The sequence below is a fragment of the Mesobacillus jeotgali genome (assembly GCF_031759225.1).
Taxonomy (GTDB): domain Bacteria; phylum Bacillota; class Bacilli; order Bacillales; family Cytobacillaceae; genus Mesobacillus; species Mesobacillus jeotgali_B.
In genome coordinates this window covers 1,634,451-1,650,584 of the sequence record NZ_CP134494.1, presented here as the reverse complement: position 1 = coordinate 1,650,584, position 16,134 = coordinate 1,634,451, and the positions used below count along the sequence as shown (strand labels likewise).

Sequence of the window (16,134 nt, the reverse complement as noted above, 5' to 3'; positions counted from 1 at the left end):
CCTTTAACTCGTTATTTTAAATTGCCAATACATTACCTTTTTTCGATGGCTGATTTGATTGTTCCCGATACATCCTTCTCAACCATTTCCCTCGCCTGGCGAATCGAATTAAAAACTGCATTCGCGTCAGACGATCCATGTGCTTTGATTACCGGCGCCTTTAGGCCAAAAAGTCCAGCACCGCCATATTCCGTGTAATCCATCTTATTCTTCAGCACTGTCAAATCCGGCTTCAGGACAGCAGCTGCCATCTTGCTTTTAAAGCTTGAAGTCAAAGCAGATTTAAGCATTTTAAACACCGACATTGCGGTACCTTCAATGGTTTTAAGGACCATATTCCCGGTAAAACCGTCTGCGACGACAACATCCGCAGCTCCCTCGAGCAAGTCCCTGGATTCAACATTGCCGATGAAATTAATATCTGCATCCTTCAATAACTCAAATGTATTCCTGACAAGCTCGTTGCCCTTCTTCTCCTCTGTGCCAATATTCAGCAAGCCAACACGCGGATTTGCAATCCCTCTTGCCTTCTCGCTGTATATCGACCCCATGATTGCATATTGGACAAGGTGTTCAGGCTTTGCATCAGCATTGGCTCCGACGTCCAGAAGCAGGAAGCCTTCTCCTCCAATTGTAGGCAGAGTAGGCGCAAGAGCCGGCCGTTCAATCCCTTCAATTCTACCAACTACAAACAACCCAGCAGCCATCAAAGCTCCTGTATTTCCGGCAGAAATACAGGCATCCGCATTGCCGTCAGCAACTTGCTGAGCTGCCAGGACCATGGAAGCTGTTTTCTTACGGCGCACTGCCCTCACTGGCTCATCGGTACCAAGGATCACTTCTTCAGTATGAAGAATTTCTATTCTCTCATCAGTTGTAAGGTGCTCCCTGATTTTCTTTTCGTCGCCTACAAGCACGATATGTATGTCATTATATTTTTCGATTGCTTTCATTGCTCCGAGGACGATTTCTCTTGGTGCATTGTCTCCGCCCATCGCATCTACTGCTAGCCTCATCGCTATTCATCCCTTATTTATCATTTTTTGAACGATACATTTCAAAATCGCCTTTAAAAACACTTTCACTATTCACAAAACTTACCACTTCTACATGTGTCCGTCCGTTTTCACTATCGATCTTTTTCACTCTTGCTTTGGCAATTACCCTTTCACCTTCTTTTACCGACCTTGTGAATTGGATATTCGCTTTTGCTGTTAATGCAAGCTCATCATTTATAACTGCAACTGCCAGTGAATTAGCCTGGGCAAATAAATGATGCCCCCTGGCGATTTTATTCCGTTTGAACACATGTTCTTTTTTTATATCCAAAATTGATATTGCACTCTGGTCAAGTTCGATATCAATAATTTCTCCAATTACTTCTTCCAGCGGCAGTGAACGGACTTCATCTTCAAAACGTTTTTCCGCCACGTTTTTAATTCTTTCCCTTAATTCAGGAATTGATAATTCCAATCTGTCCAGCCTTATTGTCTGGATACTGACAGAAAACTTTTCCGCCAATTCCTCATCTGTTATGAAGGGATTTTCTTTTATCGTCTCAGTCAACATGGACTGACGTTCTCTTTTGTTGCGTTTCATTACTAAACACCGCCCGAGCTATTAAGACTAGGTACTAATAGTAGTATATATATAATAAAAAAAGATTGCAAGAAGAAAATAGAAAAGCGAAGGCCCACTGGTCCTGCCGTATATTGCGTCGATATGTGCCCGAAGGTTCCGCGTTCTGCGCATAACAAAAGCAGACTCATAACTGAATCTGCTTTCGTCCATTCTATGAATCTTTCAATAGTCAATAGATTCATTAAGGGTCAATCCAGTTTCTCATTGGCAAGAGCACCTGTTTCCTCTAAATACTCCCGCAATAATCTATATTTTCCGCCATGCCAGAAAGCTTCTGATTGAACAAGGAGAGCAGCATCATTCCTTGCTGTTTCTAACGCACGGTAATCATGGACCATATCCGCTACCTTGAATTCAGGCAGGCCGCTTTGTTTTTTCCCAAAGAAGTCGCCTGGCCCCCGAAGTTCTAAATCCTTCTCACTAAGAACAAATCCATCATTCGTTTCAGACATTATTTTCATACGCTCTTTCCCGACTTCACTTTTAGGATCTGCAAGGAGAATACAGTAGGATTGGTCACTGCCACGGCCAACCCTGCCTCTTAATTGGTGAAGCTGTGCCAGACCAAATCGCTCAGCATCATATATCAGCATGACCGTCGCATTCGGGACATTGACTCCAACCTCGACAACTGTAGTCGAAACGAGGACCTGGACCTCATTTTCACTGAATGATTTCATCACTTGGTCTTTCTCATCCGAATGAAGGCGTCCATGCATCAGACCGACTTTGTAACGGTCCTTAAAAAAGAAGCTCAATGTGCTGTGCACATCAATTGCGTTCTGGACATCCAGCTTATCAGACTCCTCGATAAGAGGACAAATCACATAGGCCTGCCTTCCTTTCGCCAGTTCTTTTTCCATGAAGGCAAGCACTCGCTCAAGCATTTCATGTTTGGCCCAATACGTTTCGATCGTTTTACGTCCTGCTGGCATTTCATCAATGACAGAGACATCCATTTCACCAAATACGGTAATGGCAAGAGTCCGTGGAATTGGAGTCGCAGTCATGAACAGGACATCAGGGTTTTCCCCTTTTTCCCTAAGCACTCGTCTTTGTTCAACGCCAAAACGATGCTGTTCATCCGTGATCACCAGTCCCAGGTTATGAAAATCCACTTCATCCTGGATCAATGCATGTGTCCCAATCAGAACGTCAATTTCACCGAGTTTTAGCTCTTCAAGCATCTCTCTTCTACGCTTGCCTTTAACTGAACTTGTCAGAAGAGCAACTGAAATCCCGAAAGGCTCAAGCATTTGCGCCAATGATTGCGAGTGCTGTTCGGCCAGAATTTCGGTCGGAACCATTAATGCCCCTTGGTAACCGGCACTCTTAGCGGCATAAAGGGCAATCGCCGCAACTACTGTTTTACCTGAGCCTACGTCTCCTTGAAGAAGGCGATTCATGCGGTAAGGTGACTTCATGTCCCCAAGAATTTCATTTACCACCCGTTTCTGCGCCCCTGTTAGTGGAAAAGGCAGTCCTGAAATGAATGCTTTTAGCTTGTCCAATTCATATGAAATCGCAATTCCTGGACTCTGTTCCCGCTCAAGCTTTCTCAAGGACTGCATCTTAAGCTGGAATAAAAGAAACTCCTCATAAACAAATCTTCTTCTTGCCTGCTTCATCTCTTCGGAATCTGACGGGAAATGCATGATTCTAAGAGCATCCCTTCGGTTCAGCAGCTTATATTTCTGAAGAAGCTCAGCCGGCAAGATTTCTTCAATTTCGTGTCCAAATTGGGAAAACGCCTGCTTGATCAGCCTCCTGATCGTTTTCACGGTCATTTTCCCTTTTACAGCGTAAACAGGTTCAAAATCCTGGCTCTTTCCATGCCCGCCTACTGACATTTGAGTTGCAGTGATCGTCTGCCTGTGCTGATCCCACTTCCCGGTAACAGAAATCGTTTCACCGACATTTATTTTTTGTTTTAGATAAGGCTGGTTAAAGAATGTAGCAATGATTAGATACCGGCCAACTAACAGCCTCACTGTCAGACGGTTCTTTTTACGGCCATAATATACAACGGAGGGTTCGCTGTGAACCACTCCCTCTACCGTGACTCTCTCGTCATGTTTGACTTCTGCAAGATCCTTAAGTCGATAATCTTCATAACGGTATGGGAAGTATTCAAGCAAGTCACCGACAGTCCTGATGTGCATGTCTGCCAGGGTATCCGCCATTTCATTGCCGATTCCTTTAACTGCTGTTACTGGTTGTTTTAATTGTTCATTCACGATTATCAAGCGGTATACCGAAAATATCTGGCCTCCAGCTCCCGGCCAATCGGTGTTGCCGCTCCCCCTCCTCACGCTGTTTCTGGATTTCCGTTATGACTCTTTTTGCCTGTGTAACTCATTTTGGGGCAATGTATAACTTCTGCTTTTACCGTTTTTCCCTGAGCAGCCGTTTTCGGGCAATGCAGAACCTCTGCTTTTACCATTTTTGCCTGTTCAGATCTTTATCGGGCAATGCAGCCATGATTACGTTTATCATCAACATAACATAGCGGACTCAAATAGTAATACCCTTTATAAACAAAACGAAATAGAAGGGGAGTCCCCTTCTATTTCTTAGTACCATATTCCAATTTTACTTGTCCAGCCGGAGAATTCCCTGCTCTGGATTCATTATTCGATCGCGAAGATGAAGGCGTATAATGGCTGTTCTCCATTATGGACTTCAACTTCTACATCGCCATAATTGTTTTCAACAAACTCGACAATGGAATCGACATCTTCATCAGAGGCATCTTCACCTTTGAGGATTGTCAGGATTTCTGAATCCTCGTCAAGCATCTGATCCAATAGATCCTTTGCTGCCTTGACTTTATCCTGGTCCTTCAAGACGATCTTTCCATCTGAAATACCCATGAAATCTCCTGTTGAGATTTCAAGTCCGTCAATACTTGTGTCGCGGACTGCATATGTCAGCTGGCCTGTTTTCACATGCTGCATAGCTTCTGTCATTGCTTCTTTATTATCACCAGGTTCAGCCGATGGGTTAAATGAAAGCAATGCTGTCATTCCCTGAGGCACCGTTTTAGAAGGAATGACTACCACTTCTTCCTCCGCTACCTCTGCAGCCTGCTCAGCGGCCATGATGATGTTTTTATTGTTTGGAAGGATGATGACCTTGCGCGCATTCACTTCCTTGATTGCCTTAATGATATCCTCAGTGCTTGGATTCATCGTCTGTCCGCCTTCGATCACGGCGTTCGCACCGATGCTGCGGAACAACTCAGCAATACCGGAACCCATTGAGACAGCGACGATTCCATACTCACGCTTTTCCTTTTTCGGCTCATTGGCCTGTGTACGAAGCGGAGTAGATGGTTCACCGACAATATCAGTGTGCTGCTGGCGCATGTTCTCAATTTTCATATTAATGAGGTTTCCATATTTTTGTCCATAAGTCAGAACCTCGCCAGGCTGTTCTGAGTGGATATGTACTTTTACAACTTCTTCATCGGAAATTACCAGAAGTGAATCTCCGTATTTACTCAAGTCTTGGCGGAAATTTTCCTCCGAGAATGCTTCTTTCCCTTCAAGCCTGACCATGAATTCAGTACAATAGCCGAATTCGATATCCTCTGTATTCATGTGGCTCTGGACGCTCTTATGATGCTCAGCGCTGACAAGCTCATTCATGTTCGGCATTGCAGATGGGGAATCAGGAAGCTTTTCGCCCTTCAATTCTGCAAGGAAGCCTTCATAAACGAATACAAGACCCTGACCGCCACTGTCCACTACTCCTACTTCCTTCAGGACAGGCAGCAGGTCTGGTGTGCGGTTTAATGATGCCTTCGCTTCTTTCAGCACTTCCTCCATCAAGCCAATAAGGCTTTCATGGTTCTTTGCAACAGCGACAGCATGCCTTGCAGCATCCTTTGCAACTGTTAAAATCGTGCCTTCCACAGGTTTCATGACAGCTTTATAAGCTGTTTCGACACCTGCGTTCAACGCAGCGGCAAACTCTACAGAGTTCACAGTCGGCTTGTTTTCGATCGCTTTTGCAAAACCACGGAATAATTGGGAAAGGATAACCCCAGAGTTACCTCTCGCTCCCATAAGCAAGCCCTTGGCAAGCGCAGAACCAACCTTTCCGATATGTTCCTGTACATTGTTCTTTACTTCCTTAGCACCGGAAGTCATGGATAAATTCATATTCGTTCCCGTATCACCATCAGGAACAGGGAAGACGTTAAGCGCGTCGACATACTTGGCATTCGCCGCCAAATGGTTGGCACCCTGAATCACCATCTCCGCAAAACGTTTTCCGTCTAGAACATTAATAGACACAAATCTTTCCTCCTCTTACGGGTTCGTTACACGAACTCCCTGAACGTAAATATTGACCGAGTCAACTGCCAGCCCTACAGTTTTATCAAGAGTGTACTTAACCTTTGACTGGACATTGTGGGCAACCTCGGAAATTTTCGTCCCATAGCTCACAATAATATACATATCGATATGTACTTCCTCGTTTTCCTGGCGAACGATTACTCCGCGAGTGAAATTCTCCCTGCGCAAAATATCTGTCAATCCGTCCTTGATCTGATTCTTTGAAGCCATCCCGACAATACCATAGCAATCGACTGCTGCGCCGCCCGCGATCGTTGCAATGACATCATTTGATATATCAATTTGTCCGTACTTCGTTTTTAGCTCGATGGACATGATTCGTTCCCCCTTTGGAAAAATAGCATTATGCTACAGTTATTTTACTATAAGCCAATCAATTTTTAAAGTTATTCTGCCCTTCCCTTTATTATTCAGCAAGAATCTCAACTATATGTCAAGGTTTTTTTCTTTATAGCTTTCGCCAGAACTATTGCAAATGCGAAATTTCTATGATAAATTATTAAAGTATGTCAGAGAAAAGGTTATCCTATTTATTCGCAATTCTGACGATATGCAAATAATTGCAGCAAAACAATAGTATCAGCTTTTGTCAGTTAGGAGGGAAATCATATGCCACGTAAATGTGTAGTAACTGGTAAATCAACTCGTTCTGGTAACGCACGCTCTCATGCAATGAACGCTAACAAGCGTACATGGGGTGCTAACCTTCAAAAAGTACGTATTCTTGTAGACGGTAAGCCTAAGCGTGTTTGGGTATCTGCAAGAGCTCTAAGATCAGGTAAAGTTGAGCGCGTTTAATTAAAAAAGGTCGCAGATATTCTGCCTGGCTCCAGCAGCCGGCAGGAAGCTGCACGGCATCCTTGAGGGTGCCTTTTTTATTTTTGCGCAACTTATTAATCCGTCTCCATTCTCATTCTTCCCAATTGGCGGCAAAAATAATAGCACCCCGTTTCCAGGGTGCCAAGGGAATTTTCATATTCTCTCTTAAATTACTCTTTTATGGCTTCTATTCCTTTTTAAATGCACCTAACATCGCCCGTACGAGGCCCCCTAAAAATTTAGGCAGTTTGATTGTATAGAATCTCATACCGTCCCTCCTCACCATCTCTCGAAAACCAGTCTTCTTTCTGCATCCGTACAGTATATTCGCCGGTATGCAAAAATTGCTCCTTTCATGTGAGTCCGTGAATTCAATTCATGAATAGAGCTTTTAGAAGACCTTTCAATCCTTGCTCCTTACAACTAATAATATGCCTTCAGAAAATGAAAAATTACCATGACCTCTAATAAGTTCATTACTAATACATAGTGTCGACCCCATAGGAATATGACAGTCATTTAATGGGTATTTAAAATTTTCTAGCGTAAGTCCAGAGACTGCTGGTGTTATAGGGAGGAAGGAAATATATTTAAATTCATCAATCTTGCTCACGGAGTAGGTACCTGGTTCTTTTACGTACAAAATATTTTTTGTATCAATGATTTCGATATGCACGGTAGAACGGTCCTGAAGTGGCTTGACCAGAAGCTGGATGTTTGCCATCAAATGGTCCAGCCTTCCTCCGGTTGCTCCAAATACCTTGATGGATTCTGGTTCCTGCTCAAGAGCCCAGTTTAAAGCTAGTTCCATATCTGTCTCATCTTTTTCAGGCTTGAATTTATTCAGATCTGAAACAGCTTCTTCGATTTCTGCCAATTCTGCTTCTGACACAGAGTCAAAATCACCAAAGGCAGCAGATGGCTTGATTCCCGCGTTCAATAAATAGGACACACCTCTATCGATCCCAATCCAGATGACATTTCTTCCGTCATATAAATGAAACTCTGGTATCAGGTTTTTCGGCCCTCCTGCTACTAAGTTTATAATCATGAAAAAACTCCTCTTTCCAGTTAAAAATTTTGAAAATACTAAGCTAAATAAAGCCAGCCGCATGTGACGGCTGGCTTTATTTATTATCTTAAGCTTGCGATAGCAGCTTTTCTGTCTTCCTTATTAAAGACTGCTGAACCGGCTACAAGTACATTAGCTCCTGCTCCTACACAAAGCTTGGCTGTCTCTTCGTTCACGCCGCCATCGACTTCAATTTCCAAATCAGGATTCAGTGCGTCTGCAAGTTCTTTCACCTGTTTAATTTTCGGCAGAACGGAGGAAATGAATTTCTGGCCGCCAAATCCAGGATTCACGGACATAAGCAACACCATGTCGACATCCTCAATTATATGCTTAAGGCTGTCCACAGGCGTAGCTGGATTCAGGACAACCCCCGCTTTCACACCGGTAGATTTAATCAGCTGGATTGTCCTGTGGAGATGCCTGCTGGCTTCCACATGGACTGTAATGTAATCCGCTCCTGCCTTTGCGAAAGCTTCGATATATTGGTCCGGATTCTCGATCATCAGGTGGACATCAAGCGGCAGCTTTGTTACCGGCCTGATTGCTTCGACAATCAGTGGACCTATCGTTATATTCGGCACGAAATGCCCATCCATTACATCGACATGAATATAATCAGCGCCACCTCGCTCGACATCCTTGATTTCTTCCCCCAGGCGGGCAAAGTCGGCTGATAAAATTGAAGGTGCGATTTTCACCATGGTTCAGTACCTCGGCTTTCTATCTTTTATTTCTAATAAGAAGTCCTTATAATGCAAATATCTGTATTCTGGCAATGAGCCTGACTCGACTGCTGCTTTGACGGCACATTTAGGCTCCGCCATATGAAGGCAGCCGCGGAATTTGCAATCCTCACTGATTTCAGCAATGTCCGGGAAGCATGAATTCAGTTCCTCCGCTTCAATCTCTGTGAATTCCAGAGAACTGAAACCAGGGGTATCAGCAACAAGCCCATTATTGATGGTAATCAGCTCCACATGCCTTGTCGTATGCTTGCCCCTGCCAAGATGGGAGGATATATCATCGGTTTTCAACTCCAGATCAGGTCGGATTGCGTTTAGCAGAGATGATTTACCCACTCCTGATTGACCGGCAAAAACAGATATTTTGCCCTCAATATGGGGTTTTAGTTTTTCCAGTCCCTCTGAAGTTTCAGAAGAAGTTAAAATAACTTCATATCCTGCATTCCGATAGTCCTCTGCATATTCCTCAAGCCGGGACTTTTGGTCATCATTGGTCAGATCCATTTTTGTGATGCAGATGAGTGGCTTGATTTGGTTATATTCAACTAGTACCAAAAACCTGTCGAGCAGGGCTGTACTGAAGTCGGGTTCTACAGCTGAAAAAACAAGGATGGCCTGGTCTACATTCGCAATCGGAGGGCGGACCAACTCATTCTTCCGGTCTTTTACTTCAAGAATATAGCCTTCCGTGTCGTTCTCAGCCTGATAAACGACTTCATCACCTACAAGCGGTGTGACCTTGTTCTTGCGGAAAACACCTCGTCCTCGGCATTGGACAACCCCATCTTCATTCGCAACATAATAAAAGCCGCTCAGTGCCTTGATAATTTTGCCCTCAGGCATAGCAACACTCCCTGTCTGTTAGTCTTCTGGGTAAGGAACAGTATTTTCTTCGATAACCTTGCCATCACGGACAACTCTATAATAAGCCTCATCGTTTGGCGGAATATTAAATTCATATTCCCTTTCCGTATTTTCTGTTATTTCAAAAGTGTCCTCTGGTACCATATCCTCAGGATGTTCAAGGTCACTATAGAATATCTGGATCTGTTGCGGTACACCTTCTTCTGAAGGTTCATACGGAATCCTTATGACATGCTTCACTCGTTTAGGAACCATTTCTTTCCCTTTCGAAATGACCACACTTACCTTACTACCCGGTGGTAGCTTAGTTCCTGCTTCCGGTTTTTGGGAAATGACGTATCCGGCTTCTATCGTATCATGAAACGCCTCAGTACTGTCATCAATAACCAGCCCAGTGGTTTCCTCATATACATTGAGGTTGTCTTGATTGTATCCTTTCAACTCACGCAATGTTACCAATTCTGGTCCCTTGCTGACTGTAAATTCCAAAGTTGTCTCCTCAGGAATGACGGATTCACCGCCAGATGGATTTTGATCAATGATGGTACCAGCTTCGCTATCGTCATGCACTTCGGTTTTAATGATATCCTTGAAGCCTTTACCTTCCAGCAGTTTGTAAACATCGTCGTAATTCCTATCGGTATAATCCGACAATTCCACTTCTTCTTTTCCTGTACTGATGTACAAGTCGATTTTATTGCCTTCTTTGATCATCTTTCCTGCTTTCGGGTTGGTGCGGATCACATTTCCTTCTTCGACTTCTTCATCGCTGATTTCCTTCCGGTCTCCAATGATAAAACCTGCGGACATCAGCTCAGCGACAGCATCTTCTACTTCCATCCCACTTACATCTGGCACATCTTTTTCCTTAGGGCCAAATATATCAGGTCCTATTGTTACCATCAATATTCCCGCAGTCAAGATCAATAAAAACAAACCTGTCAATATAATCGGCCATTTCTTTTTCTTCTTTTTCTCCGGCTTTGCCTGTGGAGCATCCATCGGACCCGGAGCATCCTTACGTACGATCGTTTCATCAAGATTATGATAAGGACGGTCATTTGTTATAATTGGTATTGCTTTTGTTGCTTCATCATCTTCTGGTATGGCGAACTTCCCTTCATTCAAACGTTTGGCATCGAGTGCCGTACGCAAGTCTTCTTCCATTTCATCCACTGTATCATATCGATGAAAAGGGTCCTTCGCAGTTGCCTTGAGAACCACATTCTCAACGCTTTGAGGAATTTGCGGATTCCATCTCTTTAAAGACGGAGTCTCGGACTGTAAGTGTTTCAATGCGATTGATACAGCTGATTCACCTGAAAACGGAAGTCTTCCTGTAAGCAATTCAAACATGACAATTCCAATCGAATAGATATCTGATTTTTTATTTGCCATGCCACCCCGTGCTTGTTCAGGAGAAAGGTAATGAACAGAGCCAAGTACCGAATTCGTTTGCGTGATACTGGTCGCGCTTAAAGCCATCGCTATGCCGAAATCAGTGATCTTTACGGTACCGCTGCTGTCGATCAGGATATTATGCGGCTTGATATCCCGGTGAACAATATGGTTTTGATGGGCATGTGAGATTGCGGAAGTAAGCTGCTTCATGATGTCCAGGGCTTCTTCAACCGGCACTGGCGCATGCTGCTGTATGTACTGCTTCAAAGTCTGACCATCGACATATTCCATCACAATATAGTATAGCCCGTCCTCTTCCCCGACATCATATATACTGACGATATTGGGGTGAGCAAGACTGGTTGCGGATTGCGCTTCTCTATGGAACCTGCGGATGAATTCATCATCATTGGCAAAATCAAGACGAAGCATCTTGACCGCTACATCCCTATCGAGAATCATGTCATGGGCAAGGTAGACATTCGCCATGCCTCCGCCGCCGATCATGTCCTTGATTTTATAGCGCCCGCTGATTCTTTTTCCGATAATCATATTCTTCACCTGCCCTCGTTGAATTCCTGGTATTCGACGATAGCAAGAGTTATATTATCTTCGCCGCCGTACTCGTTTGCCCTTTTAATAAATTCTGCCGCTTTATCTTCAAGGGACATCTCTTTGTTTGTAACGATGCTTTCCATTTCATCCTGGCTCACTTTATTGGAAAGGCCATCGGAACAAAGCAGCAAGGCATCTTCCTCTTCAAAGATGATTGTTTTCACATCCATCTCGACCGACTCTTCAGTACCGAGCGCCCTTAAAAGAACATTTTTCCTTGGATGATGCTCTGCATCTTCCCTTGAAATCTGTCCAGATCGAACCAGTTCGTTTACAAGAGAGTGATCCTCCGTCAACTGCTTGAATCCTGTTTCATTCAACAAGTAACAACGGCTGTCACCTATATTTACTATGGTCGCGAACAGGTTTGTACAAATGGCCGCCACGATGGTTGTTCCCATACCTTCACACTCTGTGTTTTTCATGGAATGCTCGAAAATATCTTTATTGACTTGCAAGACCGCTTCTTCCATCCATTTTTCTGCTTCTTCTGCTGTATGTATCTGCGTTGAACTATCCCATAGATTCTTCAAATGCTTGATCGTCATTTCACTGGCAACATCACCCGCACGGTGGCCGCCCATGCCATCTGCTACGATGGCAAGGCGCTGACCGTGAGAGTTTACAAAAATGCCGCCATTGTCTTCATTATGCAGGCGGACTTTTCCCCTGTCTGTCATGAAAACAGCCTTCATTTTGTCACCTCGTCTCTTCTTTTCTTTCTTTCGCCCGAAGTTGTCCGCAAGCTGCTTCAATGTCATGCCCTTGTTCTCTTCTGATTGTCACATTCACTCCGCGGTCGCGAAGTGTCCGTTCAAACTTGAAAATTTGGCTCTTTGGTGTCCTTACGTAATCACGCTCAGGTACATAGTTGACTGGAATAAGATTAATATGGCACTTAATGCCCTTAACCAGTTGCGCAAGCTCCTCCGCATGCTCAACCTGGTCATTCACTCCGCCAAAAAGACCATACTCAAAGCTGATTCGCCGTCCTGTCTTGTTCACATAATAGCGGACTGAATCCATCAGGTCAGGAAGCTTATATGCACGGTTGATCGGCATCAGCCTGCTGCGCAGTTCGCTATTCGGAGCGTGCAGCGAAATCGCAAAGTTGATTTGCATATTCTCATCAGCAAACTGATAAATTTTCGGGATGATTCCGCTTGTTGATACCGTAATATGACGCGCGCCGATATTCAAGCCTTTTTCATGGTTGACGATCTTCAGGAAAGAAAGCATATTGTCGTAGTTATCGAACGGTTCACCGATTCCCATAATTACAATTGAGCTGACTCTTTCATCCGTTTCATCAAGTGCCTGTTGTACTTTTACGACCTGGGCCACAATTTCTCCTGCTTCCAGGTTCCTTTTTAGGCCTCCAAGTGTTGAAGCACAAAAAGTGCAGCCAATCCTGCAGCCTACCTGTGTGGTTACACAAACAGAGTTTCCATACTCATGTCTCATAAGTACGGTTTCAATGGACTTGCCATCATGCATTTCGAATAAGAACTTGATCGTTCCATCTGATGATGTCTGCTGAATAATAGTATCGAGTGTTGTCAATACGAAATGCTCTTCCAGCTTGTCCCTTAAAGTTTTTGAGAGGTTGGACATATCCTCGAAGGAAACTGCTCTTTTTTTGTAAAGCCAGTCAAATACTTGTTCTGCCCGGAAAGGTTTTTCTCCTTGTTCCTTCAGCCAGTCCTTCAGTTCATCAAGCTGAAGTGAATAAATGGACTTTTTTGCTGTATCTTCTGTTGCTGCATTTCTTGTTGTTTTTTCTTGTTCCATGTTATTCCACCTTCTTTCTTAAACAAGCAATATAAAACCCATCAGAGCCAAAGTCTTGCGGAAGAATCTGCACATCATAACCACTGATCAATGGTTTGATTGTCTCAGGCATTCTTTCTGCAAATGTTGTATCTCCTTCGAATTCAGGATGCTCGCGTAAAAATTCTTCCATTACTTCCTGGTTTTCTGCACGGTCAACCGTGCATGTACTATATACAAGTGTCCCTCCTGCTTTTAAAAGCGGGGCAACTGATTGCAGCAGGCTTAGCTGGATGGTTTGCAGCTGTGATAAATCCTGTTCTTTCTTAGTATACTTCATATCCGGCTTTCGTCTCATAACCCCTAAGCCAGAGCATGGGGCATCCAGCAATACCCGGTCAATCGATTCTTTTTCAAATTGAGCCGCAGCCTCGCGACTGTCCATTTTTTGAGCTTCGATATTTTCTAGACCAAGACGCTCAGCATTTTCCGAGATTAACTTGACCTTGTGCTCATGAAGATCGAGTGAGATCACTTTGCCGCTATTTGCCAGCTTCTCAGCGATATGAGTAGTTTTCCCTCCAGGGGCTGCACATGCATCAAGAATGACTTCTTCTTCCTTAATGCCCAGCGCGTGGGCAACCAGCATGGAACTCTCATCCTGGATGGTTAACAAACCATACTTGAATGCTTTGGATGAAGCGAGATTGCCTCTCAGACACTTGATTGCTTCCGGGAGAATCGGACTTGGTTCTACTTCAAACCCTTCTTCCTCAAGAAGATCAAGGCACTCATCCCGTGATATCCTCGTCAAATTGACCCTGCCAGTCTGGAGAGGTGCAGTTAAGTTCACTTCACACATTTCCCTGGTCTTCTCCACACCAAATTGATTTACCCATCTTCTTACAAGCCACAAAGGATGGCTTGTCTCAATCGATATTCTTTCGGCAGGATCCGTGATTGCATCCAGGGAAGGCAATCCGTTTCTTTGTATGCTTCTCAGCACACCATTCACAAGACTTGCAATGCCTTTATGTCCCCTGCGCTTCGCAATTTCAACTGCTTCAAAAATAGCGGCTCTTTCAGGTATCTTATCCAAGTACACCATCTGGTATAGGGTCATGCGAAGCAGATTGATGACCCAGCTTTGAAGCTTTTTGTTTTTCTCGATAAATGGTTTAAGGTAAAAATCGATGGTCATTTTGCGCTGGAGCGTACCATAGACCAATTCTGTCAGCAAGCCGACGTCTATCGGGTTGATTTCATTTTTTTCAATCGCATTATTCAAGAGCAAGTTGCTGTATGCCTGGTTCTTTTCTATTGTTTCAAGGAGCTGCAATGCAGAATCCCTGACATTTTTCTTTTTACTCATGGATGTCTCCTAACTTTGCGCCTGGCTGTAAGTTAGCCCCTGCACCCAGCAAGAATTGCTTCGCATCCATCTTTTTCTTGCCTGCTGGCTGAAGCTCTGTAATTTTTATTGCCGTATCATCTGCAGTTGCGACAACAAAACCATCTTCCTCAATCTTGACAATGGTACCAGGCTGGTCACTTCCCGAGTAGCTTGCCTTAGCGGCACTCCATACCTTCATTACTGTTCCATCCATTGTCGTATAGGCAACTGGCCATGGATTCATGCCGCGAATATGGTTATAAATTTCGGCTCCGCTTCTGTTCCAGTCGATTTTTTCCTGTTCGCGCTTGATATTCCATGCGAATGTTGCATCTTCATCGTTTTGTGGAACAGGAGTGATTTCCCCTTTTAAGAGCTTTGGAATTGTTTCTGATAAGAGATCCGCACCAGCTGAACTCATTTTATCATGCAATGTCCCAACCGTATCTGTTTCGGTAATTGGCACTTCGACTTGTGTCAGGATATCGCCAGCGTCCAATTTTTCAACCATAAACATGATCGTGATACCCGTCTTCTCTTTTCCTTCAATGATAGCATAATGGATTGGTGCTCCACCTCGCAGCTCTGGAAGAAGGGAAGCATGGACATTGATACAGCCATACTTCGGGGCCTCGAGCAGCTGATTTGGTAAAATTTGACCAAAAGCAGCGGTAACGATTAAATCTGGTTCGAGCGCCAGGATTTTATCCAGTTCTTCCTGCTGGCGAATTTTTTCCGGCTGATAAACCGGGATATTATGCTTGATCGCTTCGGCTTTTACAGGCGGCGGAGTCAGTACCCGTTTTCTGCCAACCGGGCGATCTGGCTGGGTGACTACTCCAATGACATCATAGCCTTCATCGACCAATCTTCTTAAAACCGGTACAGAAAAGTCCGGAGTTCCCATAAATACGATTCTTGTCATTCCTGGTTCAACTCCTCTAACTCGGCTTCATCGATATATTTTGAAACCTTGGTGGTAAATAACACTCCGTGCAGATGATCTATCTCATGCAGGATCGCTCTTGCAAGGAACTCCTCTGCCTCAATTTCAAAGCTCTTCCCTTTGCGGTTTTGAGCCTTGACCTTCACGTAATTCGGGCGTGTGACCTCTCCATATAAACCCGGGAAGCTTAAACATCCTTCCGGACCAGTCTGTTCACCTTTAGTTTCGAGAATTTCCGGATTGATCAATTCGATCGTTCCATGTTCATCGTCGATATCAACGATGGCTATTTGCATCCTTAAGTCTATTTGAGGAGCGGCCAGGCCGACGCCGTCAAATTCAATCATTGTATCATACATGTCATCCAGCAGCTTTGCCAGTTTTTTATCAAAAACCGTGACCTTTTCGCATTCCTGCTCCAATATGTCCGCTGGATAAGTTACTATTTTTCTTACTGCCAAAATAAATCCTCCAATAATTCCATTTAAATAGTAGTATTAGCT

General features: G+C 44.1%; 16 protein-coding genes. 1 reads left to right on the top strand and 15 read right to left on the bottom strand.

The genetic code is table 11. From position 1 onward, the window contains the following. Window positions 1–32: 32 nt before the first annotated feature. The 5 genes from plsX to RH061_RS08125 all read right to left on the bottom strand — a co-directional run bounded on the left by plsX (window position 33) and on the right by RH061_RS08125 (window position 6,320). Window positions 33–1,016, bottom strand: coding sequence for a phosphate acyltransferase PlsX (gene plsX, locus RH061_RS08145; protein WP_311075259.1), 984 nt, complete (start codon window positions 1,014–1,016; stop codon window positions 33–35). A 13-nt stretch (window positions 1,017–1,029) separates the two neighbouring features. Continuing rightward, complete coding sequence (gene fapR, locus RH061_RS08140) at window positions 1,030–1,599, bottom strand: transcription factor FapR (protein ID WP_311075257.1); 570 nt, start codon at window positions 1,597–1,599, stop codon at window positions 1,030–1,032. 230 nt (window positions 1,600–1,829) lie between these two features. Next, window positions 1,830–3,878, bottom strand: a complete 2,049-nt coding sequence (gene recG / locus RH061_RS08135) for an ATP-dependent DNA helicase RecG (protein ID WP_311075255.1) — start codon at window positions 3,876–3,878, stop codon at window positions 1,830–1,832. A 393-nt stretch (window positions 3,879–4,271) separates the two neighbouring features. Further along, a complete protein-coding gene (locus tag RH061_RS08130) occupies window positions 4,272–5,942 on the bottom strand; it encodes a DAK2 domain-containing protein (RefSeq protein WP_311075254.1) in 1,671 nt (556 codons plus the stop codon). 15 nt (window positions 5,943–5,957) lie between these two features. Next, window positions 5,958–6,320 carry an Asp23/Gls24 family envelope stress response protein gene (locus tag RH061_RS08125; RefSeq protein WP_041965977.1) on the bottom strand — a complete coding sequence of 121 codons (363 nt, stop codon included), beginning with the start codon at window positions 6,318–6,320 and terminating at the stop codon, window positions 5,958–5,960. A 294-nt stretch (window positions 6,321–6,614) separates the two neighbouring features. Here RH061_RS08125 and rpmB point away from each other — a divergent pair, with 294 nt between their 5' ends. Beyond that, entirely contained in the window at window positions 6,615–6,803 is a 189-nt protein-coding gene (gene rpmB / locus RH061_RS08120) for a 50S ribosomal protein L28 (protein ID WP_023614934.1), read from the top strand. Between the two features lie 208 nt (window positions 6,804–7,011). On the opposite strand, the gene spoVM is transcribed toward rpmB, so the two are convergent. The 10 genes from spoVM to def all read right to left on the bottom strand — a co-directional run bounded on the left by spoVM (window position 7,012) and on the right by def (window position 16,092). Beyond that, window positions 7,012–7,092, bottom strand: coding sequence for a stage V sporulation protein SpoVM (gene spoVM, locus RH061_RS08115; RefSeq protein WP_167831967.1), 81 nt, complete (start codon window positions 7,090–7,092; stop codon window positions 7,012–7,014). Window positions 7,093–7,227: 135 nt separating this feature from the next. Continuing rightward, window positions 7,228–7,875, bottom strand: coding sequence for a thiamine diphosphokinase (locus RH061_RS08110; RefSeq protein WP_311075252.1), 648 nt, complete (start codon window positions 7,873–7,875; stop codon window positions 7,228–7,230). 83 nt (window positions 7,876–7,958) lie between these two features. Next, the gene (gene rpe / locus RH061_RS08105) at window positions 7,959–8,600 is read right to left on the bottom strand and encodes a ribulose-phosphate 3-epimerase (protein WP_311075250.1); all 642 of its coding nucleotides are present in this window, start codon (window positions 8,598–8,600) and stop codon (window positions 7,959–7,961) included. 3 nt (window positions 8,601–8,603) lie between these two features. Continuing rightward, a complete protein-coding gene (gene rsgA, locus RH061_RS08100) occupies window positions 8,604–9,485 on the bottom strand; it encodes a ribosome small subunit-dependent GTPase A (RefSeq protein WP_311075248.1) in 882 nt (293 codons plus the stop codon). 18 nt (window positions 9,486–9,503) lie between these two features. After that, a complete protein-coding gene (pknB, locus tag RH061_RS08095) occupies window positions 9,504–11,459 on the bottom strand; it encodes a Stk1 family PASTA domain-containing Ser/Thr kinase (protein ID WP_311075245.1) in 1,956 nt (651 codons plus the stop codon). A gap of 5 nt (window positions 11,460–11,464) precedes the next feature. Continuing rightward, window positions 11,465–12,217: a Stp1/IreP family PP2C-type Ser/Thr phosphatase gene (locus tag RH061_RS08090; protein ID WP_311076320.1), complete on the bottom strand. Its 753-nt coding sequence runs from the start codon at window positions 12,215–12,217 to the stop codon at window positions 11,465–11,467. Between the two features lie 4 nt (window positions 12,218–12,221). Further along, entirely contained in the window at window positions 12,222–13,313 is a 1,092-nt protein-coding gene (gene rlmN, locus RH061_RS08085; RefSeq protein WP_311075243.1) for a dual-specificity RNA methyltransferase RlmN, read from the bottom strand. Window position 13,314: 1 nt separating this feature from the next. Beyond that, window positions 13,315–14,664, bottom strand: a complete 1,350-nt coding sequence (gene rsmB, locus RH061_RS08080; protein WP_311075241.1) for a 16S rRNA (cytosine(967)-C(5))-methyltransferase RsmB — start codon at window positions 14,662–14,664, stop codon at window positions 13,315–13,317. After that, window positions 14,657–15,610 carry a methionyl-tRNA formyltransferase gene (gene fmt, locus RH061_RS08075; RefSeq protein ID WP_311075239.1) on the bottom strand — a complete coding sequence of 318 codons (954 nt, stop codon included), beginning with the start codon at window positions 15,608–15,610 and terminating at the stop codon, window positions 14,657–14,659. The genes rsmB and fmt overlap by 8 nt, the downstream gene beginning before the upstream one ends. Further along, window positions 15,607–16,092, bottom strand: a complete 486-nt coding sequence (def, locus tag RH061_RS08070; RefSeq protein WP_311075237.1) for a peptide deformylase — start codon at window positions 16,090–16,092, stop codon at window positions 15,607–15,609. Before def ends, fmt begins: the two co-directional genes overlap by 4 nt. Between the last annotated feature and the right edge of the window lie 42 nt (window positions 16,093–16,134).